The organism is Psychroflexus aestuariivivens, from assembly GCF_004010055.1.
In the GTDB taxonomy this organism is placed as follows: Bacteria; Bacteroidota; Bacteroidia; order Flavobacteriales; family Flavobacteriaceae; genus Psychroflexus; species Psychroflexus aestuariivivens.
Window position 1 is genome coordinate 254,498 of sequence record NZ_RQVT01000050.1, and the last position, 23,138, is coordinate 277,635.

Below are 23,138 nucleotides of genomic sequence, written 5' to 3' on the forward strand. Positions count from 1 at the left end.
AGAATAAATAATCTAAACTTTACTTAAATTTATTGTCAATTTATAAAATTATGTTAAAAATTTTTATATTTTTGTTTTATACTTTATTACAATGTCGAAAATCACCAAAATATATCTTGTCTTTTTTCTTATCTTTTTGATTGGGACTCTTGGTGTGTACCTTTATCTCAAACTATTATTGAACCAGCAAGTTACTCACGAGATTGAAGCTGTGAAAGGTGTCAATTTGGTTTCTACATTATTTTCATCTTCAATTTAAATATTTATAAAAATATCTGTCTAAAAATTCTTATTTTTGAAAGAAAATGCAAGAATTTATAAAAATCGCAGTGTTTACATTTCAAAATGAATATGCTGTTTTAAGATTGCTTTTGGAACAAGCAAATATTCGTTATTTCTTTCAAAATGAAACGGTGATTGGCGTCATTCCTTTTTATTCCAATGCCTTAGGTGGAATTTTCCTTAAAGTGCATCCAGACGATCTTGTAGAGGCTAAAAAAATTCTTGAGGATCACAACTATCAAAATCATCTTAGCATTGTTTAGATTTTCAGTTTAAATAGTTTTTATCTGACTTCTAATAGTTTTTTATTTCTGATTTTTAAATCAATTCTTCATTCGTTTCAAATTATTTTTAAAATCAGAATTCAGAAATGGTTTTCAAAATAGTTCTCCACAATTAATATTATATTATTTTTCTTTTTTAATAAATTTTAAATCTAAAACAGCATTAATATATAGCGTGGAAAACTGGATAAGTTTTTCATTTTTTGTTTTGAATTTCAGGAAAAAGATTTTATCCACAAGTTATGCGTGTCTATTTTGAATCTAAGTCTTTGAAATTTAAATGTTTTTTAAATCTTATCCACAATCTTACTTTCTTTTATAATTTCAATTCTAATGAAAACTTTTCTGTTCACACTTGTGGAAAACTGTTTAAAAAGTGCTGATAAGTTTTTTGAAATTTCAGCTAAATAAATTTTGTTTATTTGACTTTTCGTATATCTGAATTTTAAACTTTAGAATCAAAATTTAATCTCTATTTTTTACAGTCTATTTATCCACAAAGTTTTGAATTGTTAAGCAATTGGAAATCAAATGTTACTTAAAAGTTATCCACAATCGTGTATAAAACTGTTGATTTCATCTAAAGTATTGGTGTCTAACTGATTTAGTTTTTTTATTATAAATATTGACTCAATTATATTTTGTTTTTTAAATTTTCATTTTAGAAGTGTGATTATCTTAACTTTGCATATTCACAACTCAAAACTGAATTTATGAAATTTTCTATAGGAAATGATCACGCTGGCACAGATTACAAAAATCTAATTTCTAAATACCTAAAATCTTTGGGTCATTTAGTAATCAATCATGGTACAGATTCTGACGAAAGTGTTGATTATCCAGACTTTGTACATCCAGTAGCTAAAGATGTTTCAGACAAATCCGTAGATTTTGGAATTATAATTTGTGGAAGTGGTAATGGGGCAAATATGACCGCCAACAAACACCAATTTGTACGTTCTGCTTTGTGTTGGAACAAAGAAATAACCACTTTGGCTAGAGAACATAATGATGCAAATATACTGAGTATTCCTTCTCGTTTTATTTCCGAAGAGGAAGCTTTGGAATTTGTAAAATTATTTATCAATACTGAATTTGAAGGTGGACGTCACCAACGTCGTATCGACAAAATAGCTTGTCAATAATTTAATTTTGAGCCATCAACACGCACATCCAAAAAGTCAAAAGAATTTACTGATTTCTATTTTTCTGAATGTAGGAATTACGCTTGCACAAATTATTGGAGGTTTAATGAGCGGAAGCTTAGCATTATTATCTGATGCTTTACATAATTTCACCGATGTAGTTTCTCTAGTTATCAGTTATGTTGCTTCTAAATTCAGTAGAAAAAATGCCACTTCTGATCGAACTTTTGGCTATAAACGTGCTGAGATAATTGCAGCATTTGTCAATTCTGCGAGTCTTATTATTATTGCTTTAATCTTAATTAAGGAATCTGTCGAGCGTTTTTTAGATCCACAATCCATAGATTCTACTTTAGTGATTTGGTTATCCATTTTAGCCATTTTAGGCAATGGTTTTAGTGTTTTTCTTTTGATGAAAGACCGTAAAAACAATATGAATTTGTCTTCAGCCTATTTTCATTTACTGACCGACTTAATGGCTTCGGTTGCTGTTCTGATCGGTGGAATTTTGATGAAATATTATCAGATTTATTGGTTAGATAGTGTATTGACTTTTGCTATTGCCGTCTACCTCATTATTGTGGGTTACAAATTGTTCAGAAACTCCTTTAAAGTGTTGATGCTTTTCACACCAAATGATATAGATATAAACAAAATTGTGGAAACCATAAATGCCATGGAATCTGTGAAAAATATGCACCATGTTCATTTGTGGCAACTCAATGAAGAAGAAGTACATTTGGAAGCTGAAATTGACTTTATGAATGATATTTCGCTTTCAGAATTCGATGATATTTTATTAGAAATTGAATCTATATTGAAAGATAAATTTGGTATCAATCACATTACTATTCAGCCAGAATATAATAAGTCAGATAATAAAAACATAATTGTTCAGGATTGATGACAACAAGAATAAGAAGTTTTCAGGAACTCTCTACAAGAGAAATTTATGACATTTTGCAACTGCGTTCAGAAGTTTTTGTAGTTGAACAAGACTGCGTTTATCAAGATATTGATGGCCACGACGAAGCCGCTTTTCATCTAACTTTTTATGAAGGCAAAGTTTTGGCGGCTTATTCTAGAATTCTGCCAGCAAATGCATATTTCGATGAATTGAGTATCGGTCGAGTGATTGTAAAATCTAGTTTTCGTAGTCAAAAACTTGGTCATAAATTAATGAAAGAAAGCATCGATTTTGCCCAAAAAAAATATCCTAATCAGGATATTGTGATTTCTGCCCAGCAATACTTAATTAAATTCTACGAATCACATGCTTTTAAAATTGAAGGTGAAGGTTATTTGGAAGATGATATTCCACACATTAAAATGAGATTGAAATACTAATTTAAATTCTCAAATAAGTTTTCAGAGCTTCATAATTTTGGATTTCTTTCGGAATATTTACTACTCCTGTTCCCCACATTTTTCTATTGAAATTTGAAACATTTTTATCTTCTAAAACCAAAACGTTTTTCTTGTCTTTTACTAAAATATCCTCACGGTTTTTGAAAACATGATTTTGATTTCTGCTAGAGAAATGCACTTTTTCATCGAGGATACTCAATTCTATAGATTTTAAATCTCTTTTAATTTTACCGAGCGAAACCAAGAACATAATTATTGATGTGAGAATCAGGATAATTAGCAAATCTAATTCGAATTCCCAAAAAATCAATGATACAAATCCATAACCTATAAGTAATCCGAATACAAAGGCCAACCACATTTTTTTCTTATGATTCTTTAAAATTTGCTTGTGTTTGTTTTCAGGAATACTGAAATTTTCTAAATCATCAATATTTATATTTTTGAGTATTTCACATCAACATTCAAGCTTTCTTTGATGAGTTCATAACTTTCTGAATCACATTTTACAAATACTCTGCGGCTTTTGCCATTTTTCAATTTGAATTTTATAGGGTTTATGAAATAACACCAAATTGAATACTAACAAGTCTTTAAGGCTTCGGTATTCAGAAGTACGTAAGAATAAGCAATTACACTTAGCCATTAGTGAGGTGTCTTTTTTTACGCTGACATTGGTTTCACATTGATTTGTCCGCCAATGGCTTTTAATACCTTCATTATTGTTCCAAATTGTGGTGTTGCTCCGTCGGATAATGCTTTATAAAGGCTTGGTCTGCTCATCCCAGTTTTTTCCGCAATTTTAGTCATTCCGATTGATTTTGCTATATGTCCGATTGCAACTATTAAATCAGAACTGTCCCCATCTTCGAGAACTGTATTCAGATATTCAGCAATCATTTCTTCGCTGTCCAAATAGTCCGCAATGTCAAATTTTGTGGTTTCCATTTCAATCTTTTTTTAATTTATTCCAAATTTTTTTCGCCTTTTCAACATCCTTTTGTTGAGTCGATTTATCTCCACCAATTAGAAGAATTACAATTTTTTTTCCTTTTCCTTAAAATAAACTCGATAGCCTTTAGCGTAATTAATTCTCATTTCGCTAATTCCGTCTCCTACAGGCTTACAATCTCCTAAATATTCATCCGCTTCAAGTTTTTGGATTCGAAAAAGTATTTTAGATTTTGCCCGAATGTCTTTCAGCTTTCTAATCCACTTGTCAAATTCAGATGTTTTTTCCGTAATTATCATTTAAAAATGTATCCATAAAGATACAAATATAATTAATATTTTGATTCTTAAAGGATTTTTTTACTTATTCTAAAAGTAGACTTAAATTCTGAAAAAAAACAAATTATAATATTGATTATCAATTATTTATATTTTTGAGTATTTCACATCAACATTCAAGCTTTCTTTGATGAGTTCATAACTTTTTGAATCACATTTTATAAATACTCTGCGGCTTTTGCCATTTTTCAATTTGAATTTTATTCTTTGATTCCAAGTTTTATTGATATGTACAGATTCGATGTCTTCAAACTTTATAGTCTTTCTATAACTTGAAGTTAAAGAATAGTAAATTGAATATGCCAAATAAACAGTACTCCAAAATATTTTCAAATAATCATCAAAACCACTTTTAATAACAGAAACTAATGTAGCAGTTCCTAATATAAAAACGATAATAAACAATAATTTTTTAGTCCATGTTTTGTCTGTAAATTCTATATAATCGTCATGTATTATGATATTTGTATTCATTTTTTATTTTCGTTTATCAAAGCATTTAAGCTAAGTTATTTAAATAATTTTATATTTATAAATCAAACGCAATAAATTTTAATTTTAACTGCTGAATTGTCTCAAATGATGGTCAAAATGTTTCCATTGCAAGATTGCCCATTCTTCAGGAGTTAAGTTACCAAAAAAAGAATGTGGATGTGTTGTACATTCTTTAGGACCTTTTTTATAAAATTGTTTTACAAGTTCTATTGTTTTCAATTTTTCTTTTTCAAAATCTTTAAAATCTGTAAAAGTATACTCTTTTACGGTTGGTAAATTTTTAGCCATTGGCTTTTCATCAAAAAACTTCTTTTTCATATATTTTCCAATAATTCTACCAATAAAAATTCGTTTAGGGAAATTCAATCCCAAAGCAGTTTCCAGAGCTGTGTTCAAATGTGCTAACATTTGCGCTATATTCATTTTTCCCCATTTTCTATCAGCATCTGGTTTCAGATCATTTAATCGATTCAAAATTCCTTCAAAATCTTTTTGATTGTATAAACTTTTCATATTTTGAAATTATTAGCCTGAAATTGAAATTTTTTCAACTGATTTGAAACTGAACTAAATTTTCAAAATACTGTTATATTGATCTTTATCTGTCAGAATTTTTATTGCGGTCTGAATATTTTGACCCTTTTCAGTATAATATTGATATACCCGATCGTCATATCCATATCGTCGAATTATGGCTTCAGTAAGCATTTTTTGAATAGTTTCAGTCTCGTTTTCAATGGCTTTTTCCTTTTCTTTTTGAAGTTCTTTTTCTAGATCTGCTACGGATTTAGAAATATTTTGCCAAGTGTTGTTTTCAGTTTTAGCTTTGTTTTTTAAAACATCTAAAGCCTTGTCAGTTTCAGTTTCATAAATGAAATTCTCTTTTTTCAAAAACTTTTGAAAGTCTTTTATCAAGTTACTTTCGAAAGTGAAATCATCGATTTTAAGATCTTTATTTTCGTAGTAAAACTTATTAGCAAAATCAAAAATCATATCTTTTTGTTGAAGCGCTTTCACTACATCACTTTCTTTTTCAACTTCAATTTCAATATCTGGTTTTACACCGCCACCATCGTAAACACTTCTGCCACTTCTTGTTTTGAATTCTGTGTATTCACTTTCGTCTTTTCTAACCGATTCTCCATCTTTGTAATCTAGCGCTTGTATACATCTGCCACTTGGCGTATAATATCTAGAAATAGTAATTTTAGCTTGCGTGCCGTAGTTCAATTTTTTTGGGCGTTGTACCAGACCTTTTCCGAAACTTCGGCTGCCAATCACCACGCCACGGTCTAAATCCTGAATACTACCAGATACAATTTCACTTGCAGAAGCACTTTTTTCGTTGATCAATACTGCCACAGGAATTTCAGTATCTATAGCCTTATTTCGAGTTGGATAGGTTTTATTGTATTTTTCAATAACAGACTTTGTGTACGTAATTGTTGTTCCTTTTTCAATGAAAATATTACTTACATTCACGGCTTCTGAAAGCAAACCACCAGGATTATTTCTTAAATCTAAAATCACACGTTCAGCTCCCTTTTCTTTCAATTCTTGAAAAGCATCGATAACTTCTGCTGAAGCGCTTCTAGTAAATTGTGACAATACGATATAAGCAGTTTTGTTTTCTAAAAGTTCATAATATGGTACTGCTTTTATCTTCACAACGCCTCTTTTCAGAGTAGTTTGTTGTTTATTGCCATTTCTAAAAAATTCCAATTGAACTTCGGAATTTGGTGCACCTTTTAGTAATTCTCCGGCGTCTTCATTATAATTTTCAACTGAAATATTACCGATTTTAGTGATTTTATCTCCGATTTTCAATCCAGCTTTGTCAGCAGGCGAATCTTTTATAATATTTATAATTAAAATATCTTCTGCCTCAGTTTGAATATCAGCTCCAATACCTGTATAATTCCCAGAATTCTGAATTCTAGCATTCTGGATTTCCTGCTCATTCCAGTAAACCGTGTACGGATCTAAATCTTTCAACATGGCTTCAATCGCAGTGTCCATCAATTCTGAAGGACTGACTTCGTCCACATAATTCATATTGACTTCTTTGTACAAATTGGTGAAAATTTCAATTTGTTTTGCAATTTCAAAAAAGTCGTTTTTATAAGTTGTAAACCCAAAAGTTATACTGGCAACAACTATTGTCAATAAGGCTATTTTTAATTTCTGAATCATTTTATTCTATATTTTGAAGCAAATGTGCTACTTGTTCGTGAATTGTTTCTGAAGGCAAATGTTTTCGACCAATAAATATAATCATTATTGCAAACCTTGAATCTGTTCTGTTATAAATTTTATGTTTGTTCAGTCTGTAGGCTTCTCTAAGTTGCCTTTTGATTCTTATGCGATCCACAGCAGATTTAAAATTTCTCTTTGAAACACTTACTCCAACTGAATTCAGTTCTGTTTCTATTTTTTGAAAACGAATTAGAATTGGATACTTTTTCAAACTTTGTCCACTTTCAAAAAGACTTTGAATTAATTTTCTGGATTTCAGTTTTTCTGAAGAATTGAACGTTAAATTTTGACTAGACATGATTTGCTTTAAAACAACAAAGTAATATCCGAATATCGAATATTACTTTGTAAGTGAAATATGTATGCGAATATTATTTTAGAGCTTCTATTCCCGGCAAGCTTTTTCCTTCTAACATTTCTAGCATGGCACCACCACCAGTAGATACATAACTTACTTTTTTATCAAAACCGAATTGTTTTGCTGCTGAAACGCTGTCTCCACCTCCTACTAACGAAAATGCTCCCTTTTCCGTAGCTTCTGCAATAGCTTCTGCTAATGCAATTGTACCTTTAGAAAATGTTTCCATCTCGAAAACACCTAAAGGACCATTCCAAAGAATTATTTTAGATTTTTTGATGACTTCTGCAAAATTTTCTCTTGATTTTGGACCAGCATCTAGACCCATCCAACCATCAGAAATTGCCGTGATGTCTTCAACTTTAGTTTCGGCATCATTATCGAATTTTTGTGTTGAAATTGTATCTACAGGTAAATGAACTTGAACGTTTTGTGTTTTTGCTTTTTCTAAAATTTCCAGAGCCAAATCTTGCTTATCATCTTCAACTAAAGATTCTCCGATCTTTCCGCCTTTGGCTTTTATAAAAGTGAATGCCATACCGCCCCCAATAATCAAATGATCAATTTTTGGTAAGATATTTTCAATTACGGTGATTTTTGAAGAAACCTTCGCACCACCAATAACCGCAGTAACTGGTTTTTCTTCGGAATGAAGTACTTTATCCAAACTTTCTATTTCCTTTTGAAGTAACAAACCAACTGCTTTATCTTCAAAATATTTGGCAACTATTGTTGTAGAAGCGTGAGCTCTGTGTGCTGTTCCAAATGCATCATTGATGTAAATGTCACCCAATTTAGAGAGTTTTTCAGCAAATTCTTCATCACCTTTTTTCTCTTCATCATGAAATCTCAGATTTTCTAACAATAAAACTTCACCAGGTTTTAGATTTTTTACCGCTTCTTCTGCAACTTTACCAATACAATCTTCTGCAAATTTTACTTTTACGCCGATTACATCAGAGACATCAGCAACAATATGACGCAACGAATATTTATCTTCTTTACCTTCAGGGCGACCCAAATGCGACATTAGTACTACGCTTCCACCTTCTTCAAGTACTTCTATGATTGTTGGTTTAGCGCCAATAATTCTACTTCGGTCTCCAACTTTTAACTCTTTATCTAGTGGCACATTGAAATCAACTCTGATCAGTGTTTTTTTGTTTTTAAAATTAAAATCTTTGATTGTTTTCATATCAATTGAATTTTGTTTTTTCGTTTTCAAATTTAGTCAAATAATTTTCAAATCATGCTAAGCTTTGTTATTTTAGCCAGATGCATTTCGATGATATTCTAGGATTAAAACATATCAAAAACCATTTGATTTCCAGTATAGAAAACAGACGTGTAGCTCATGCTCAATTGTTTGTAGGTCAATCTGGTTCTGGTACTTTGCCGATGGCTATTGCCTTTGCAAGAGCTTTAATTTCTGATTCTTTGCCAGAAACCAAGCAAAAATATCTTCACCATAGTTTTGACCAGTTAACGCATCCTGATTTGCATTTTGTATATCCTATAAATAAAACTCCAGATTCGCCTAAAAAACCTGTTTCTAAAGATTTTGTAAAAGATTTCCGCAAGTTTGTGGTTCAGAATACTTACCAAAGTTTATATGATTGGTATCAATTTATCGGAATTGAAAAAAAGCAAGGCAATATCAACGTCGATGAAGCTACCGATATTGTAAAATCCTTGTCTTTAAAGTCTTATGAAGGTGGCGCTAAAGTCATGATTATTTGGTGTGCTGATAAGATGAATACTGCTTCTTCAAATAAATTACTTAAACTTATTGAGGAGCCACCAACCAATACTTTTTTTATTCTGATTACAGAACATCCTTCCGATATTCTGCAGACTATAAAATCGCGTTGTCAGATTTTGGACTTTCCTCCACTTGGTGAAGCTGATATCATTGAAGGTCTTTTGGATAAATTTGATATTTCTGAAGCTGAAGCCACAAAATTTGCTCAACAATCTGATGCCAGTTTTACCAAAGCACTTCATATTGCTGAACACAATTCGGATGATGAACATTTTGAAAAGTGGTTCATAACTTGGGTCAGATCAGCTTTTCGTGCTAAGGGTAATAAACATGTTGTGTTAGAATTATTGAATTGGTCGGACACTTTGTCAAATGAAACTAGAGAAACCCAGAAGCGATTTTTACACTATTGTATAAATTTTTTTAGACAGGCTTTGTTGAAAAATTATAAAGCTAATTCTCTTGTGTTTCTTGAAACCTACGATTCAGGTTTCAAATTTGATGCTTTTAGTCAATTCATACATGGCGCCAATATCAGTAAGATATTTTCTGCTTTAGAAACCGCCATTTTTCATATTGAAAGAAACGGGAACGCTAAGATAATTTTTTCAGATTTGTCCTTTGAATTGACCAGACTTTTGCACAAAAAATAAGCCGACTCATTAGAATCGACTCAATTTTATTAGAATATATTTTAATTTGACTATTCTTCTGAATTAGTACTTTCTTTTTCTTCAGAATCACTTTCATGTCCCTTGTTTAATTCCTCAAGAATATCATCAGTGATATCAAGACCTTCTTTGGCGTACATGATATTGGCAGATTCATTTGAACCGAAAATATATGTGTAACCATTTTCTTTACCGTAATCTTCAACAAAATCGCGAACTTCTTTGATCAGTGAATCAATGGCTTGGTCGCTTTCTTGTCTTAAAGCCTGGCTTTGCTGTTGCTGTTGCTGCTGTAACATTTGTTGTTTCTGCATCAAACGGTTTTGTTCTCTTTCTAGTTCTGCCTTAGACATTGAACCTTCATTTTTTTGAAATTCCTGAACTTCTTTTTGAAATTCCATCACATTAGCATCAAGCTCATCGGACATTTTTTTACTTTTTTCCTCATATTTTGCTTCCGTGGATTCCATTTTGTAATAATCTTGAATTAGAACAGTATTATCCACATAAGCGGTTTTTTGTTGTTGACAAGACATCAGTGAAGCGACGACAGCTAATGATAAAATAATTTTTTTCATAAGTTTAAATTTTAAGCAAATGTATAAAAGTTAATCAATTAGCACAGTCTTTCTATTAATTGATTTAGCTTATTGAATTTAGAATAATTATAATATTATCAAATATTATTTGTACTATTTATTTCAGTTTTGAGGTACTTTTTTCGATAAAGCAATAAACTTTACCTTATTTTGCTAAAACTACATTAGAAGCGCTTATTTAACCTTAAAGACAAAAATATTTGATGAATATGATTGTGTATGTAAAGCTTTTAAGTTAGAAACTAATCCATGCCAAATTCCTTTCAATTTGGATTGTCCTTTGTATGTTTCTGAAACCATTGAAATATAAAACGCATCAAAAGGCATTGGTTTTATTTGTTTCAATTCTAAATTATTCTCATTAGCCACTTGAATCATTCCTTCTATTGAAAAATGCCATACATGCCGAGGAACATCCCATGCAGCCCAGTGTTCTTCATAGTATTCAGCATCGTAAGATTTATGATTCGGAACTGCTATACAAATTAATCCATTCGGATTTAAATACTCTTTTAAATTTTGAATTACCTCATTGTAATTTTCTACATGTTCTAAAACATGAAATAGTGTAATAACGTCAACTTTACTTTTTATTTTTTCTAAGGACTGATATGTACTTCTATTTTTTTTCCTTGCAATTTCATAAGCTTGACTGGTTGGTTCAAAACCAATCGCTTTTATTTTCTTTGATTTCAGGAAATCTACAAAATCACCAGTTCCACAACCATAATCTAAAACACTATTTATCTCAGGTTTGTGTTTTTTTATGAGTTTGTACTTTTTTGAAAACATTATTTGTTTTACAAAACTGTAAACAATTTCAGTTACCGTCTTATTTTTATTTGTATGTGAAATATAGTCATCAAACTCGTAGTACTTATCTAAATTTTCTGGTTTAGGTTGAGTTCTGTAAATACCATCTTTATATTTTACAAGATGAAATATCTCACCTGTATTTGCAAAATCTACTATTTTCAGTTTTTCTAGTTTCATTCTCATTGTTCCACGTGGAACATTATCTGCCCATATGAACTAAAAGCACTGAAACATCACTTGGATTTACACCACTTACACGTGAGGCTTGCGAGACAGTTCTAGGTTGTATTTTATTTAATTTTTCTCTAGCTTCAAATGACATTGATTTCAATTGACTATAATCAAAATTGCTAGGTATTCTAACATTTTCTAATCTATTAAGTTTGTCTGCATTTTGTTTTTCTTTTTCAATATAACCAGCATATTTAACTTGAACTTCTACTTGTTCTAAGACTTCATTGTCAAGCTTGTTTTTCTTCACATATTCATCCACAGATTTTAATTTTGCATATCTGTCATCTCAATGTTTGGTCTAGCAAATATTTTAAAAAGCTTTCCTTGTTGATTTACATTTGCAGATTTTTTAGAATCTAAAATTGGATTAATTTCATCTGTTGTTACACTTTGGTTTTTAAAGAATTCTACAAAGTCATTTGATTTTTTTTGCTTTTCTTCCATTTTCTTTAAGCGTTCATCTGAAGCCAAACCTATTTCATGAGATTTACCAGTTAATCTAAAATCGGCATTATCTTGTCTCAATAAAGTTCTATACTCAGCTCTTGAAGTAAACATTCTATATGGTTCTTCTGTTCCTTTTGTAATCAAATCGTCTATTAAAACGCCAATATAAGCTTCACTTCTTGACAGAATGAATTCATCGTTTTCTTGAACTTTCAAAGCTGCATTTATTCCTGCCATTAATCCTTGAGATGCGGCTTCTTCATATCCTGTTGTTCCATTGATTTGACCAGCAAAATATAATCCTTCAACCAACTTTGTTTCCAAAGTATGTTTAAGTTGTGTTGGTGGAAAATAATCGTATTCGATGGCATAACCTGGTCTGAAAAATTTTACATTCTCGAATCCGGAAACACTTTTTAATGCTTTGTATTGAACGTCTTCAGGTAATGAAGTTGAGAATCCATTGACATAATACTCGACTGTTGTCCAGCCTTCTGGTTCTACAAACATTTGGTGCCTGCTTTTGTCTGCAAATCTGTGAATTTTATCCTCAATACTTGGGCAATATCTTGGCCCAGCACTTTGAATTGCACCATTAAACATTGGCGATCTATCAAAACCTTCTTTCAGAATTTCATGAACTTCAGGAGACGTATAAGCCATCCAACAAGATCTTTGTTTTTGAAGTGGTTTTGTTTCATCAGAAAAAGAAAATTTCCAAGGATTTTCATCACCAGGTTGCTCTTCCATTTTCGAAAAGTCTAATGAACGTCCATCGACTCTTGGAGGTGTTCCAGTTTTCATTCTGCCAGCTTCAAATCCTAAATTGATTAATTCTGCTGTAATTCCCGTAGAAGCCCGTTCTCCTGCTCTACCACCACCAAAATTCTTATCTCCTATATGAATTAATCCATTCAAAAATGTTCCGTTGGTTAACACAACTGTTCTTGCCTTTATCTCTAAACCAAGCGAAGTCCTGACACCTTCTATTTTATTATTTTTGACTATAATACCAGATACCATTTCTTGGTAAAAATCCAAGTTTTCAGTTTGCTCCAAACGATCACGCCAATGTTGAGAAAACATCATGCGATCACTTTGAACTCTTGGACTCCACATCGCAGGTCCTTTCGATTTGTTAAGCATTTTGAATTGTATTGCACTTGTGTCAGAAACTAATCCACTATAACCGCCTAATGCATCAATTTCTCGCAGAATCTGACCTTTAGCAATTCCTCCCATCGCCGGATTGCATGACATTTGTGCAATATTTTGTAGGTTCATGGTAATCAAAAGTGTCTTTTGACCCATATTTGCTGATGCCGCAGCGGCTTCACTACCGGCATGCCCGGCACCAACTACTATTACATCATAAGTATTTGTAAACATAAATCTCAGTTTTGTTCCACGTGGAACAATTTAATTTTTTCGTTTTCTTTTGCTCTCATCAATTGGCGTTCGTTTTCTGTTTTGTCTTTGTAACCGCAACAATGCAAAACGCCATGTACCATAACGCGTTGTAATTCTTGTTCGAATCCTACTTCATAAGTTTTTGCATTTTCAGCAACGCGTTCTGTGCTGATATAAATTTCAGCTGAAATTTTTTGATCTTCAGAATAGTCAAATGTGATAATATCTGTCAAAGTATCATGGTTCAAAAAATCCCTATTAATCTCCAAAAGATATTCATCTGTACAAAAGATATAAGTTAAGCTTTCTAGCTCAAAATTTTCACTTTCTATAACTTCTTGCAAAGCTTTTTTGTAATTAGATTCGTTGTTAAAGCTGAAATCATTTGTGCTATAAAAATCAATTGTTTTCTCCATTAAAATACTTTTTTATCAATTGTTTGTATTCTGGTTGCAAAGGTAATTGTTGTCTGTTTAAAATTTCAGTCGTGTTAAAGTATTCTTTAGCTTTTTCTTCCCAATCTTTTTGGTTAGGAATAAATTCTTTCCGATTTGTTTCTGCTTGTCGTTTGCTATCTTGACCTTGACGATTGGCAGCTTCTTCAAGTTTCAAAAGTTGATGCTTGACATTTTCCATTTGTTTCAAAACTTCACTACTGAAACCTTTCATCAATAATTCTTGTTCTAATTTATCCAGACTTTTATTTAGATTTCGACTATCTGCATCTAAACCGAGACGCTTAATTTCATTTTCAAGCTGATTCCTAAGTTCTTGTTGCTTTTTGTAAATTTCATAGATTTCTCCACTCATTTGTTCAGAATCTCCCATTTTCGAACCTTCTTCACCATCTTTTCCGCTATTTCCATCTCCACCATTGCTTCCTGAATTGCCGTTTTCTCCTTTAGAGCTTTCGCCATTTTCACCTTGTTTTCCACTTTCACCTTCAGAAGATTTCCCACTTTGTCCGCCGCTTTGGTTTCCACCAGATTTCTCACCTTCGCCGGGTTTTTCTCCTTTACCTTTTTTACCTTGACCTTGCATTTGTTTTTGCAATTCTTCATGAGATTTTATAATGTCAGAAAGTTGGTCGCCAGGTTTATCACCACTTTTACCCTTTCCGCTTTTCCCTTTACCAGAACCTGAGGCACTCATTTGCATCTGCATTTGATCTAGTGCACCGTCTAACATGTTGGCCAGCTCATTTGCATACATCATCGTGTATTGCTGATTGCTTGTTCCTAACCTGACTTCGTTTTCAGCAAGTCTTTCTAAGGTTTTTTCTATATTGAAATTAATATCTGAGATTCTATTATTTACAGATTCAGTAATCATTGGAGTACGCATTGCTAAAGCATACAAACTATCATCAACATGCTTGAAATTTTCTCGCAATTCAGCTTGTCGGCGCAATTTGTTAGCATAAGACGGGTTGCTGTTTGAAATACCTTCAAATTCATTCATTAATTCCTCTTGTTGAATAGAAAATGTAATTAGATTTTCAAGAATTTGCCTTAGCATTTCTGCATCTTCAGCAGTTTGTTCCATACCTCCTGCCATCATAGATTGTTGCATTTTTTGCGACATTTCTTTCATTTTTTTTGCCGCATTTTGCTGCTTATTTTGGGCATCAGACTTGCTATTCTGTTGCTCTTTTTCAGAGTTTTCCTCTTCTTCAGAATCTTCTAGTTTTTCTTTGGCTTCAGATTGTGATTCTTCAACCTCCTTTTCTAAATCTTCATCTTTACCAATTTCCATTGGCGATTCTAGTTCTTGATTTTTCTTTTCTAAATTTTCTAGTTCTTCTTTTAGCTCTTGAAATTCTTTATTTAGTTCATCTTGCTTTTCAGAATTATTCTCTTCAGCTTTAGATAAATCGTCTTGTTTTTTAGAAAGTTTATCTAATTGCTGAGCTAATTTTTCTGTCTTTTTTTCAACATAATATCTTTTAGTAAGTTCTAATAATTGCTCTAGATTTTTTTCTTGTTTCTCACTTTCATTTTCATATTCATCTAGCTTTTCATTTAATTCTTCTTGGTCTATTTTTTCTCTTAATTTGTCTAACTCGTCAAGAAGTTCTTTGTTTTTGTCTAGTTGTTCTTGGTTTTTTTCTAAGCGTTCCTCTAGTTGTTCTTTCTCTTTATCTTCAGATTTTTCATCTAAATTTTTGAGATCCTCTTTCAGTTGCTTATTGTAGTCTTTCATTATTTGCATTTGCTGTTTTTGTCTTTTGACAAACTTTTCCAGCTTCTGTTTTTCACTGTAGTTTAATTTTGAATTTTGCTTTTGCAAATTTTTCAAATCTTTAAACTCCTTTTTATCTTCTTTTTTCTTTTTGAGTTCTTCTGAAAGTTTTTCAATTGACTTTTTTTGTCTATCCAAATTTTCTGCGTCTTCTTCTATTTCAGTTTTTTTACGAAAATTAAAGATTTCAGATTTAGAAGATTTGCGACCGTTAAATTGATCATTATCATAAACTTGAAAATAATATTCATAAGCTTGCCCAGGTTCAAAATTCAAATCATTATTTGGAAATGCATAGGTAAATTCAGAATAATTGCTATTAGAAACAGGCAGTTGCACACGTTGAATAGAATCTCTGTTATTAATCGGGTAATACACTAATTTTAAGCGTGTTAAGCCGTAATCATCAGTCAATTTGCCGTAAAAATATTGTTGATCTAAATCAATGCTATCTTGTTTTTTTGAGAGTTTAATTTTTGGGTATTCATCTTTTATGACTTTGATATTGTAATTTAAATTTTCATAATTTTCAAAATGTGAATTTGAGGTTGAGACTTGATAATTCAAAGTTTTGCGACTTAAAAAGTCAAAACTGAATTGTGAACCTTCAGATTTGAAAAATTGGGTTGTGTCTTTAGATTGAAATTTAATTTTTTCAGTAGAATTTGCCTTTACTTCCCAAGTAATTTTGGTCCCTTCTGGAACAACTGCGTTTCCAGTGCCAGAGATACTTTTGTCCTTTTGTCGTGTATATTTTGGGAATTCCAAATTCATTTTGAAATCTTCTATGATGGGAATTTCCAAAGCAGAAAGGTTGAAATTTTTCGATTTCACTTCGTTTGCAGTAAGGTGAAATGTTTGGTTTCCTACTACATTTTTAAATTCATATACAAATTCATTTCCAGAAGTTGATTTCAAAAAATAGGCTTCGTCTCCAATGTGAATTTTAGCCTCTTCTGGAACAATATCACCGATTGTTGACACCTTCAGTTGAAATGATTGTCCTTCTTCAGCATTCAAATTTTTATTCAGAATCACAAATTTGAAAGGTGCTGGAGGTTCGTAGAAATTTTTGTAATTCACGACACGTTCGTAACTAGAAGAAAAAGATTCGCCTTGTCCAGAAATCCAAATAGCTAAAATGATCAATACTGGAATAATCGCAAATTTGGCGTATTTCAGGTTTTGTTTAAAATCGATGGCGAGTTGAAACGGTACAGGTTTCAATTCTTTAGATTTTTGTTCTATACTGGCAATAATCAAGTCATTATCTTGGTCTTCTTGTTTAAGTTGAAGAATATTTGTCAATTTATCGCTTACCTCTTGAAAATGCTTACCGATGATTTGCGATGCTTTATTATAATCGATGCCTTTTGAAATTCTGGTTAGTTTCAGAATAGGAATCAGAATTAGCCTGTAAAACAATAAAACTTCAAAAGTGATGGCTAGGTAAAATAAAATAAGGCGTCCAGTTGAATTCAACCAGAGAAAATATTCCAATGCTAGAATAGCCAGAAACGCTAATATGCCAACTGCAAAAAAGATGATTAATCCTTTAATTAATGCATTGACATAAAATCTGCGTATAAATTGTTCTAACTTTTCTTGTATTATTTTAAATTGTTGCATGCTTATTGATGAATCTGTTTTTAGGCTTTGCTAAGGTATTAATTCACAGATAATTTTAGGATTTGTAATGAATTTTTAACAGTGCTTAGAGACTTTGATATAATTTTTACCAACAGCTTAGAATTCAAATGTTGTTTAAATTTTACTCATAAATTTTGGAAATTTTTATTCCAAAGAATTTAATTCAACACAATATTTAAGCCAAAGCTTGTTCTAAGTCTTTTAATAAATCTTCTTCATCTTCAATCCCGACACTCAATCTAATTAAAGAATCAACCACGCCTAATTTTTCACGTTCGGATTTTGGAATGCTGGCATGAGTCATTGTTGCTGGATGACCGGCCAAAGACTCTACACCGCCTAAAGATTCTGCCAAGGTAAATATTTTCAATTTTTCAACAAATCTGATGGCATTTTGCTTAGAATTCCCTTTTGTTGTGAAGGAAACCATTCCTCCAAAGTCTTTCATTTGCCGTTTAGCAATTTCATGATTTGGATGGTCTTCCAATCCAGGCCAATACAAATTTTCTACTTTAGGATGTGATTTCAGAAATTCAGCAACGGCACGTCCATTTTCAGAATGTCTTTGCATTCTAAGATGTAAAGTTTTAATACCTCGCAAAACTAAAAAACAATCCATCGGACCAGGAATTCCACCGCTTGCTTTTTGTATAAAATATAACTGCTCAGCCAATTTTTCATCATTTACAACTAAAGAACCCAGTACCAAATCACTGTGACCGCCAAGATATTTTGTAGCGCTATGCATCACAATATCAGCGCCTAAATCTAGCGGTTTTTGTAAATATGCTGTTGCAAAAGTATTGTCTACCGCCAAAAGAATTTTGTGTTTTTTTGCCACTTCTGACAAAGCTGAAATATCAGTAATATTCATCAAAGGATTAGATGGTGTTTCTGCCCAAATCAACTTAGTCTTTGGATTTATATATTTTTCAATAGCTTCGGAATCTTGCATCCCAACAAAATGAAATTTAATACCAAAACCCTTAAAAATACTATTGAATAATCTATAAGTTCCGCCGTATAAATCGCTTGTAGAAACAACTTCATCACCCGGTTTTAGCATTTTCAAAACAGCATCAATCGCAGCTAAACCAGAACCGAAAGCTAAACCATGTTTGCCATTTTCAATAGAAGCCAAGGCTTGCTCTAAACCTGAACGCGTTGGATTTCCACTTCTTGAATATTCAAAACCTTTGTGCTGACCTGGCGAGGTTTGACTGTAAGTTGATGTTTGGTAAATGGGTTGCATTACTGAGCCGTAAGCTGGATCTGTATTTTCTTGACCGCCGTGTATTGTTTTAGTATTGAATTTCATAGAAACGCTTTTACACAAATTTAAGCTAGAATAGACTAAATAAAGTTATGAAATTTAGTTTAGTCAATTATTAACAAAATGCTGGTATTTTCAAAAGCAAAATTTAAATTGCAACTATATTTTAATTTGAAACCATGAGAGACACTTTCTATAAATATATTGAAAACCTGCAAGACGAAATCACTGAAAAACTTGAAGCTGTAGATGGTAAAGTGAAATTCCAACAAGATATTTGGAAAAGAAAAGAAGGCGGTGGCGGTCGTACCAGAGTGATTGAAAATGGTGATGTTTTCGAAAAAGGAGGCGTGAATATATCTGCTGTACATGGTCATTTGCCAGAAGCCATGCAAAATTATTTCAACGTTAGGGATTGCGATTTTTTTGCTTGTGGATTGAGTTTGGTTTTACACCCTAAAAACCCAATGGTTCCTACTGTTCATGCTAATTTCAGATATTTTGAAATGTACGATCAGCAGAATAATATTGTAGATCAGTGGTTTGGTGGTGGTCAAGATTTAACACCGTATTATTTATTTGAAGAAGATGCCATTCATTTCCATAAAGTTTCTAAAAATGCCTGTGATAAACATGGCGATAATTTATACGAAACTTATAAAGAAAAATGCGACGACTACTTCTGGAATTCACATCGAGATGAAGCCAGAGGAATTGGCGGTTTATTTTTTGATTATTTGAAACCTACTGAAAATAAATCTCTACAAAATATTTATGATTTTGTCACTGAAGTTGCCAATCAGTTTTTGGAAGCTTATGTTCCAATTGTGGAAAAACGGAAAAACTTGTCTTACCACCAAAAGCAACGAGACTGGCAAGAAATACGACGTGGCCGTTACGTTGAATTTAATTTAGTTCACGACAAAGGCACACTTTTCGGTTTGAAAACCAATGGCAGAATAGAAAGTATTTTGATGAGTTTGCCGCCATATGTTCAGTGGCAATATAATCACCATCCAGAGCCAAATTCTGATGAAGCCAAACTTTTAGAAGTTTTAAAATCCCCAAAAAATTGGGTTTAATTTTTAGTTGAAAATCCCAAAAAATAGAGCCTTCATTTTTTGAATTATGAAGGCTTTTTTAAAGACCTTTTTTAATTTAAAGCAAATGAATGCCTTGTTCAGCTAGTGTTTTGCGCATAGTTTCTGGCCAAATACTGACTTGAACCTCTCCTATGTGATGCTTTTTCAGCATAAACATACAAAGTCTGGATTGACCAATACCGCCGCCGATGCTTTGGGGCAATTCATCTTTCAAAAGCATTTGATGAAAAGGGAATTTCAGACGGTCAGTTTTTTCCTGTAATTTGCATTGATGCATTAATGATTCAGCATTGACTCGGATGCCCATTGAAGAGATTTCAAAAGCTTTTTCTAGTTTAGGATGCCAAACTAAAATATCACCGTTGAGTCCTTTCATCCCAGTTTCACTGGTTGAACTCCAATCGTCGTAATCTGGTGCTCGGTCGTCATGAATTTTATCATCGCCCAACTTACCGCCAATTCCGATAATAAATACTGCGCCGTGAGTTTTGGTGATTCGATCTTCCCTTTCTTTTTGGGTCAAATCTGGATAAAGTTGGCGTAATTCCTCGCTATGAATAAATGTAATATTTTTCGGTAAAGTTGATTTTAAATCTGGAAATTGTATTTCTACTAGTTTTTCAACTTCGGTTATAGCTTCATAAATTTTCTGTACAGTAGTTTTCAAAGTTTGAAGATTTCTATGTTCTGGTAAGATGTGTTTTTCCCAATCCCATTGGTCAACATAAAGTGAATGAATTGGAGAAAGGATTTCGTCGGTTCTTAAAGCACGCATATCTGTCCAAATACCTTGTCCTACTGGAATATCATATTTGCCAAGGATTTGGCGTTTCCATTTGGCTAAAGATTGTACCACTTCGCCAGATTCTTCCCCCATAGATTTTATGGGAAATTTTACTGGACGCTCAACGCCACATAAATCATCGTTGATTCCTGTGTGTTTTTGAACAATTATCGGAGCAGAAATTTTCGATAAATGTAGCTTTTCTGCCAAGGCTTTTGAAAATTCATCTTTGACTAATTGGATGGCTTTTTCTTTAACTAAAAATGAGGTTTGAGTTTGTGTAATCATGACTTTTGTTTTTAAATTATTATTTGTTTTGAGGTATAAAAAAAGCCCGTTTTACTAAAAACGAGCTGGAAAATTTTGACAATATTTGCTCGTTTCACGGTGGTGAATTACTGAAGTTTACATTATAATTGATTGCGTTTCTCATTTTTTTTCAACAAAAAAAGCCTTTCCACATCGGAAAGGCTTTTAATAAATTTATACTTTATTTAAATCAATAGCCTATCCGCAATTCAAAATTTGAATTGTTATTATTGCTATTATTTAAATTGATTTGTATCATAACTTAAGTAAAGTTAATTTAATTTTTGGAACTACCAAATTCTCACACGATCTTCTGGAGCAATGTAAAGCTCATCGCTTTCTTTCACATCGAAAGCATCATAAAATGCATCTACATTTTGTAACGGCACATAAGCTCTGTACATTCCTGGAGAATGTGGATCTGTTTTGATTTTTGTTTCCAAAGCTTCGTCTCTCATTTTGGTTCTCCAAACAGTTGCCCATGACATAAAAAATCTTTGCTCAGGTGTGAAACCATCAATTTTACCTGGCTTGCCAGTTTTTTCCAAGTGCATTTGTAAACCATCGTAAGCGCCTAAAACACCACCTAAATCACCAATATTTTCTCCTAAAGTGAATTTTCCATTGATGTAAACGCTATCTAGAACTTCAATACTACTGTAGAGTTCAGCTAACTTTTCACCCCTTTCAGTAAATTTTTCTAAATCTTCGTCTGTCCACCAATTTTTCAAGTTACCGTTTGCATCAAATCTAGCACCACTATCATCAAATGCGTGAGATATTTCGTGACCGATAACGGCACCAATTCCACCATAATTAACAGCATCATCTGCTTCATAGTCATAAAACGGAGGTTGTAAAATAGCCGCAGGAAAAACAATTTCGTTATACAAAGGATTGAAATACGCATTGACAGTTTGTGGTGACATACCCCACTTAGTTTTGTCAACAGGTTTGCCTATTTTGCTTAAATTATCTCTATAATTCCATTCAGAAACAGCCAACATATTTTCGTAAAAAGTGTTTTCAGGATTTACTTCCAATTCACTGTAATCCTCAAATTCATCAGGATAGCCGATTTTTACAGTAAATTTATCTAGCTTTTCTATGGCTTGTACTTTAGTGTCTTCAGTCATCCAATCTAAGTTGTTAATTCTATTTTTAAAAGCCAGAATCACATTGTCTACCATTTTTTCTGCTTTTTCTTTGGCTTCTGGTGGAAATTTTTGGTCAACATAAAGTTTTCCAACCGCTTCACCAATTGTCCCGTTGACTACAGAAAGCGCTCGTTCATCAAGTGGTCTTTGTGCTTTTGCACCACTCAAAGTCTTACTGTAGAACTCCCAGTTTCTGGTTGCTAATTCCGTAGAAAGTTGACTTGCAGCATCATTGATAGTTGCCCATTGCATCAAAGTTTTTAAATCTTCAATATCACTTTCCATCATTATTTGATCAAGTGCTTTCATGTATTTCGGTTCCATAACCAAAACTGTATCAGGTTGTTTTTCAATCCCCAATCGGGTTATGAAATCCTGCCAATCTATAGAAGATACAACAGTTCCTAGATCTTTGACCGCATATCTATTGTTGAAATTTCTAAAATCCCTTCTAGCAACTTTGTCTAATCTTGGTTCAGCTAATTTGGTTTCATAAGCCAAAATAGTTTCTGCTTTTTTATTTGCTTCTTCTTGAGAAATACCGAAATAAGGCAACATTTTTGCTATATGTAACTTATACTTTTCTCGTATTTCCTTAGAATTCTCATCATCCTCAAGATAATAATCACGATCTGGTAAGCCTAAACTTCCATTCCCGATGTAAGCAACATTCATATTACTATCATCTGGGTCAGAATAGACAGACAAACCAAAAAATGGTGCAGAAACAGTAGAAGGATGTTCAGCTAGTAAATTCTGAATATCTTTTACGTTTTTAACAGCATCAATTTTTTCTAAAGTTGGCATGATTGGTTTCACACCAGCTTCATCTCTAGACACAGTATCCATGATAGAATTGAACACCTGAATGGCTTTGCCTTGGTCCGATTTTGCATCATATTTACCAGAAGATTCTGCTTTTTTCAAAATTTCTAAAACATCATTATCTGTATTTTTTCTTAAAATTTGAAATCCACCCCAAGACGTTCTATCGTCAGGAATTTCAGCAGTTTTCATCCAATTGCCATTCACATAACTATAAAAATCGTCTTGTGGCTGCACCGTTGTATCCATATATTTAACCTGAATACCGTGGGTTTTTTCCTCCTTTGTTTCCTTGCTTTTATCATTACTTTGACAAGAAAACAGTAAAGTTGCTGCTGTCATTGACATCAGCGATAGTTTAAGCTTTTTCATACTTATT

Annotated in this window: 21 protein-coding genes and 1 pseudogene; 6 read left to right on the forward strand and 16 right to left on the reverse strand. The window is 32.3% G+C overall.

Annotated elements, in window-relative coordinates:
- Positions 1-305: 305 nt before the first annotated feature.
- The 4 genes from EIG86_RS09735 (at position 306) to EIG86_RS09750 (ending at position 3,058) form a co-directional block, all read left to right on the forward strand.
- Positions 306-545 carry a DUF2007 domain-containing protein gene (locus tag EIG86_RS09735; RefSeq protein ID WP_127845982.1) on the forward strand — a complete coding sequence of 80 codons (240 nt, stop codon included), beginning with the start codon at positions 306-308 and terminating at the stop codon, positions 543-545.
- A 734-nt stretch (positions 546-1,279) separates the two neighbouring features.
- Entirely contained in the window at positions 1,280-1,711 is a 432-nt protein-coding gene (locus tag EIG86_RS09740; RefSeq protein ID WP_127845983.1) for an RpiB/LacA/LacB family sugar-phosphate isomerase, read from the forward strand.
- Positions 1,712-1,718: 7 nt separating this feature from the next.
- On the forward strand, positions 1,719-2,615 hold the full coding sequence (locus EIG86_RS09745; RefSeq protein WP_127845984.1) for a cation diffusion facilitator family transporter: 897 nt from the start codon (positions 1,719-1,721) through the stop codon (positions 2,613-2,615).
- Positions 2,615-3,058, forward strand: coding sequence for a GNAT family N-acetyltransferase (locus EIG86_RS09750; protein WP_127845985.1), 444 nt, complete (start codon positions 2,615-2,617; stop codon positions 3,056-3,058). Before EIG86_RS09745 ends, EIG86_RS09750 begins: the two co-directional genes overlap by 1 nt.
- 1 nt (position 3,059) lies before the next feature.
- Here the strand turns inward: EIG86_RS09750 and EIG86_RS09755 are convergent, their stop codons facing one another.
- The 8 genes from EIG86_RS09755 to EIG86_RS09790 form a co-directional block, all read right to left on the reverse strand.
- On the reverse strand, positions 3,060-3,434 hold the full coding sequence (locus EIG86_RS09755; RefSeq protein WP_127845986.1) for a hypothetical protein: 375 nt from the start codon (positions 3,432-3,434) through the stop codon (positions 3,060-3,062).
- 308 nt (positions 3,435-3,742) lie between these two features.
- Positions 3,743-4,027, reverse strand: coding sequence for an addiction module antidote protein (locus EIG86_RS09760; protein WP_127845987.1), 285 nt, complete (start codon positions 4,025-4,027; stop codon positions 3,743-3,745).
- An 87-nt stretch (positions 4,028-4,114) separates the two neighbouring features.
- Entirely contained in the window at positions 4,115-4,330 is a 216-nt protein-coding gene (locus EIG86_RS09765) for a type II toxin-antitoxin system RelE/ParE family toxin (protein WP_240032198.1), read from the reverse strand.
- A 126-nt stretch (positions 4,331-4,456) separates the two neighbouring features.
- On the reverse strand, positions 4,457-4,843 hold the full coding sequence (locus tag EIG86_RS09770) for a hypothetical protein (protein ID WP_127845988.1): 387 nt from the start codon (positions 4,841-4,843) through the stop codon (positions 4,457-4,459).
- 84 nt (positions 4,844-4,927) lie between these two features.
- Positions 4,928-5,377 carry a DUF1569 domain-containing protein gene (locus EIG86_RS09775; RefSeq protein WP_127845989.1) on the reverse strand — a complete coding sequence of 150 codons (450 nt, stop codon included), beginning with the start codon at positions 5,375-5,377 and terminating at the stop codon, positions 4,928-4,930.
- 54 nt (positions 5,378-5,431) lie between these two features.
- Positions 5,432-7,057, reverse strand: coding sequence for a S41 family peptidase (locus tag EIG86_RS09780; protein ID WP_127845990.1), 1,626 nt, complete (start codon positions 7,055-7,057; stop codon positions 5,432-5,434).
- Between the two features lies 1 nt (position 7,058).
- Entirely contained in the window at positions 7,059-7,418 is a 360-nt protein-coding gene (gene rnpA / locus EIG86_RS09785; RefSeq protein WP_127845991.1) for a ribonuclease P protein component, read from the reverse strand.
- Between the two features lie 73 nt (positions 7,419-7,491).
- The gene (locus EIG86_RS09790; protein WP_127845992.1) at positions 7,492-8,673 is read right to left on the reverse strand and encodes a phosphoglycerate kinase; all 1,182 of its coding nucleotides are present in this window, start codon (positions 8,671-8,673) and stop codon (positions 7,492-7,494) included.
- An 80-nt stretch (positions 8,674-8,753) separates the two neighbouring features.
- Here EIG86_RS09790 and EIG86_RS09795 point away from each other — a divergent pair, with 80 nt between their 5' ends.
- Positions 8,754-9,893 carry a DNA polymerase III subunit gene (locus EIG86_RS09795; RefSeq protein ID WP_127845993.1) on the forward strand — a complete coding sequence of 380 codons (1,140 nt, stop codon included), beginning with the start codon at positions 8,754-8,756 and terminating at the stop codon, positions 9,891-9,893.
- 50 nt (positions 9,894-9,943) lie between these two features.
- On the opposite strand, the gene EIG86_RS09800 is transcribed toward EIG86_RS09795, so the two are convergent.
- The 6 genes and pseudogenes from EIG86_RS09800 to EIG86_RS09825 form a co-directional block, all read right to left on the reverse strand.
- On the reverse strand, positions 9,944-10,489 hold the full coding sequence (locus EIG86_RS09800; RefSeq protein WP_127845994.1) for an OmpH family outer membrane protein: 546 nt from the start codon (positions 10,487-10,489) through the stop codon (positions 9,944-9,946).
- A 195-nt stretch (positions 10,490-10,684) separates the two neighbouring features.
- Positions 10,685-11,503 carry a class I SAM-dependent methyltransferase gene (locus tag EIG86_RS09805; protein ID WP_240032199.1) on the reverse strand — a complete coding sequence of 273 codons (819 nt, stop codon included), beginning with the start codon at positions 11,501-11,503 and terminating at the stop codon, positions 10,685-10,687.
- A gap of 22 nt (positions 11,504-11,525) precedes the next feature.
- Positions 11,526-13,396 (reverse strand): annotated as a pseudogene (gene mnmG / locus EIG86_RS09810) (tRNA uridine-5-carboxymethylaminomethyl(34) synthesis enzyme MnmG).
- 5 nt (positions 13,397-13,401) lie between these two features.
- Entirely contained in the window at positions 13,402-13,833 is a 432-nt protein-coding gene (ybeY, locus tag EIG86_RS09815; protein WP_127845996.1) for an rRNA maturation RNase YbeY, read from the reverse strand.
- Positions 13,817-17,287 (reverse strand): DUF4175 family protein, encoded by a 3,471-nt coding sequence (locus EIG86_RS09820; RefSeq protein WP_127845997.1) that lies wholly within the window; start codon positions 17,285-17,287, stop codon positions 13,817-13,819. The genes ybeY and EIG86_RS09820 overlap by 17 nt, the downstream gene beginning before the upstream one ends.
- Before the next feature lie 196 nt (positions 17,288-17,483).
- Positions 17,484-18,626: a cystathionine gamma-synthase gene (locus EIG86_RS09825; protein ID WP_127845998.1), complete on the reverse strand. Its 1,143-nt coding sequence runs from the start codon at positions 18,624-18,626 to the stop codon at positions 17,484-17,486.
- Between the two features lie 134 nt (positions 18,627-18,760).
- Here EIG86_RS09825 and hemF point away from each other — a divergent pair, with 134 nt between their 5' ends.
- The gene (hemF, locus tag EIG86_RS09830; protein WP_127845999.1) at positions 18,761-19,663 is read left to right on the forward strand and encodes an oxygen-dependent coproporphyrinogen oxidase; all 903 of its coding nucleotides are present in this window, start codon (positions 18,761-18,763) and stop codon (positions 19,661-19,663) included.
- Between the two features lie 76 nt (positions 19,664-19,739).
- Here the strand turns inward: hemF and asnA are convergent, their stop codons facing one another.
- Both asnA and EIG86_RS09840 read right to left on the reverse strand, forming a co-directional pair.
- A complete protein-coding gene (gene asnA, locus EIG86_RS09835; RefSeq protein ID WP_127846000.1) occupies positions 19,740-20,756 on the reverse strand; it encodes an aspartate--ammonia ligase in 1,017 nt (338 codons plus the stop codon).
- A 311-nt stretch (positions 20,757-21,067) separates the two neighbouring features.
- Entirely contained in the window at positions 21,068-23,131 is a 2,064-nt protein-coding gene (locus EIG86_RS09840; RefSeq protein WP_127846001.1) for a M13 family metallopeptidase, read from the reverse strand.
- Between the last annotated feature and the right edge of the window lie 7 nt (positions 23,132-23,138).

Excerpts from the sequence above, each read along its gene's own strand:
- EIG86_RS09735 (WP_127845982.1), top strand. The coding sequence starts at position 306 with ATGCAAGAATTTATAAAAATCGCAGTGTTTACATTTCAAAATGAATAT.
- EIG86_RS09740 (WP_127845983.1), top strand. The coding sequence starts at position 1,280 with ATGAAATTTTCTATAGGAAATGATCACGCTGGCACAGATTACAAAAAT.
- EIG86_RS09750 (WP_127845985.1), top strand. The coding sequence starts at position 2,615 with ATGACAACAAGAATAAGAAGTTTTCAGGAACTCTCTACAAGAGAAATT.
- EIG86_RS09760 (WP_127845987.1), bottom strand. The coding sequence starts at position 4,027 with ATGGAAACCACAAAATTTGACATTGCGGACTATTTGGACAGCGAAGAA.
- EIG86_RS09765 (WP_240032198.1), bottom strand. The coding sequence starts at position 4,330 with ATGATAATTACGGAAAAAACATCTGAATTTGACAAGTGGATTAGAAAG.
- EIG86_RS09770 (WP_127845988.1), bottom strand. The coding sequence starts at position 4,843 with ATGAATACAAATATCATAATACATGACGATTATATAGAATTTACAGAC.
- EIG86_RS09775 (WP_127845989.1), bottom strand. The coding sequence starts at position 5,377 with ATGAAAAGTTTATACAATCAAAAAGATTTTGAAGGAATTTTGAATCGA.
- EIG86_RS09780 (WP_127845990.1), bottom strand. The coding sequence starts at position 7,057 with ATGATTCAGAAATTAAAAATAGCCTTATTGACAATAGTTGTTGCCAGT.
- rnpA (WP_127845991.1), bottom strand. The coding sequence starts at position 7,418 with ATGTCTAGTCAAAATTTAACGTTCAATTCTTCAGAAAAACTGAAATCC.
- EIG86_RS09790 (WP_127845992.1), bottom strand. The coding sequence starts at position 8,673 with ATGAAAACAATCAAAGATTTTAATTTTAAAAACAAAAAAACACTGATC.
- EIG86_RS09795 (WP_127845993.1), top strand. The coding sequence starts at position 8,754 with ATGCATTTCGATGATATTCTAGGATTAAAACATATCAAAAACCATTTG.
- EIG86_RS09800 (WP_127845994.1), bottom strand. The coding sequence starts at position 10,489 with ATGAAAAAAATTATTTTATCATTAGCTGTCGTCGCTTCACTGATGTCT.
- EIG86_RS09805 (WP_240032199.1), bottom strand. The coding sequence starts at position 11,503 with ATGAAACTAGAAAAACTGAAAATAGTAGATTTTGCAAATACAGGTGAG.
- ybeY (WP_127845996.1), bottom strand. The coding sequence starts at position 13,833 with ATGGAGAAAACAATTGATTTTTATAGCACAAATGATTTCAGCTTTAAC.
- EIG86_RS09820 (WP_127845997.1), bottom strand. The coding sequence starts at position 17,287 with ATGCAACAATTTAAAATAATACAAGAAAAGTTAGAACAATTTATACGC.
- EIG86_RS09825 (WP_127845998.1), bottom strand. The coding sequence starts at position 18,626 with ATGAAATTCAATACTAAAACAATACACGGCGGTCAAGAAAATACAGAT.
- hemF (WP_127845999.1), top strand. The coding sequence starts at position 18,761 with ATGAGAGACACTTTCTATAAATATATTGAAAACCTGCAAGACGAAATC.
- asnA (WP_127846000.1), bottom strand. The coding sequence starts at position 20,756 with ATGATTACACAAACTCAAACCTCATTTTTAGTTAAAGAAAAAGCCATC.
- EIG86_RS09840 (WP_127846001.1), bottom strand. The coding sequence starts at position 23,131 with ATGAAAAAGCTTAAACTATCGCTGATGTCAATGACAGCAGCAACTTTA.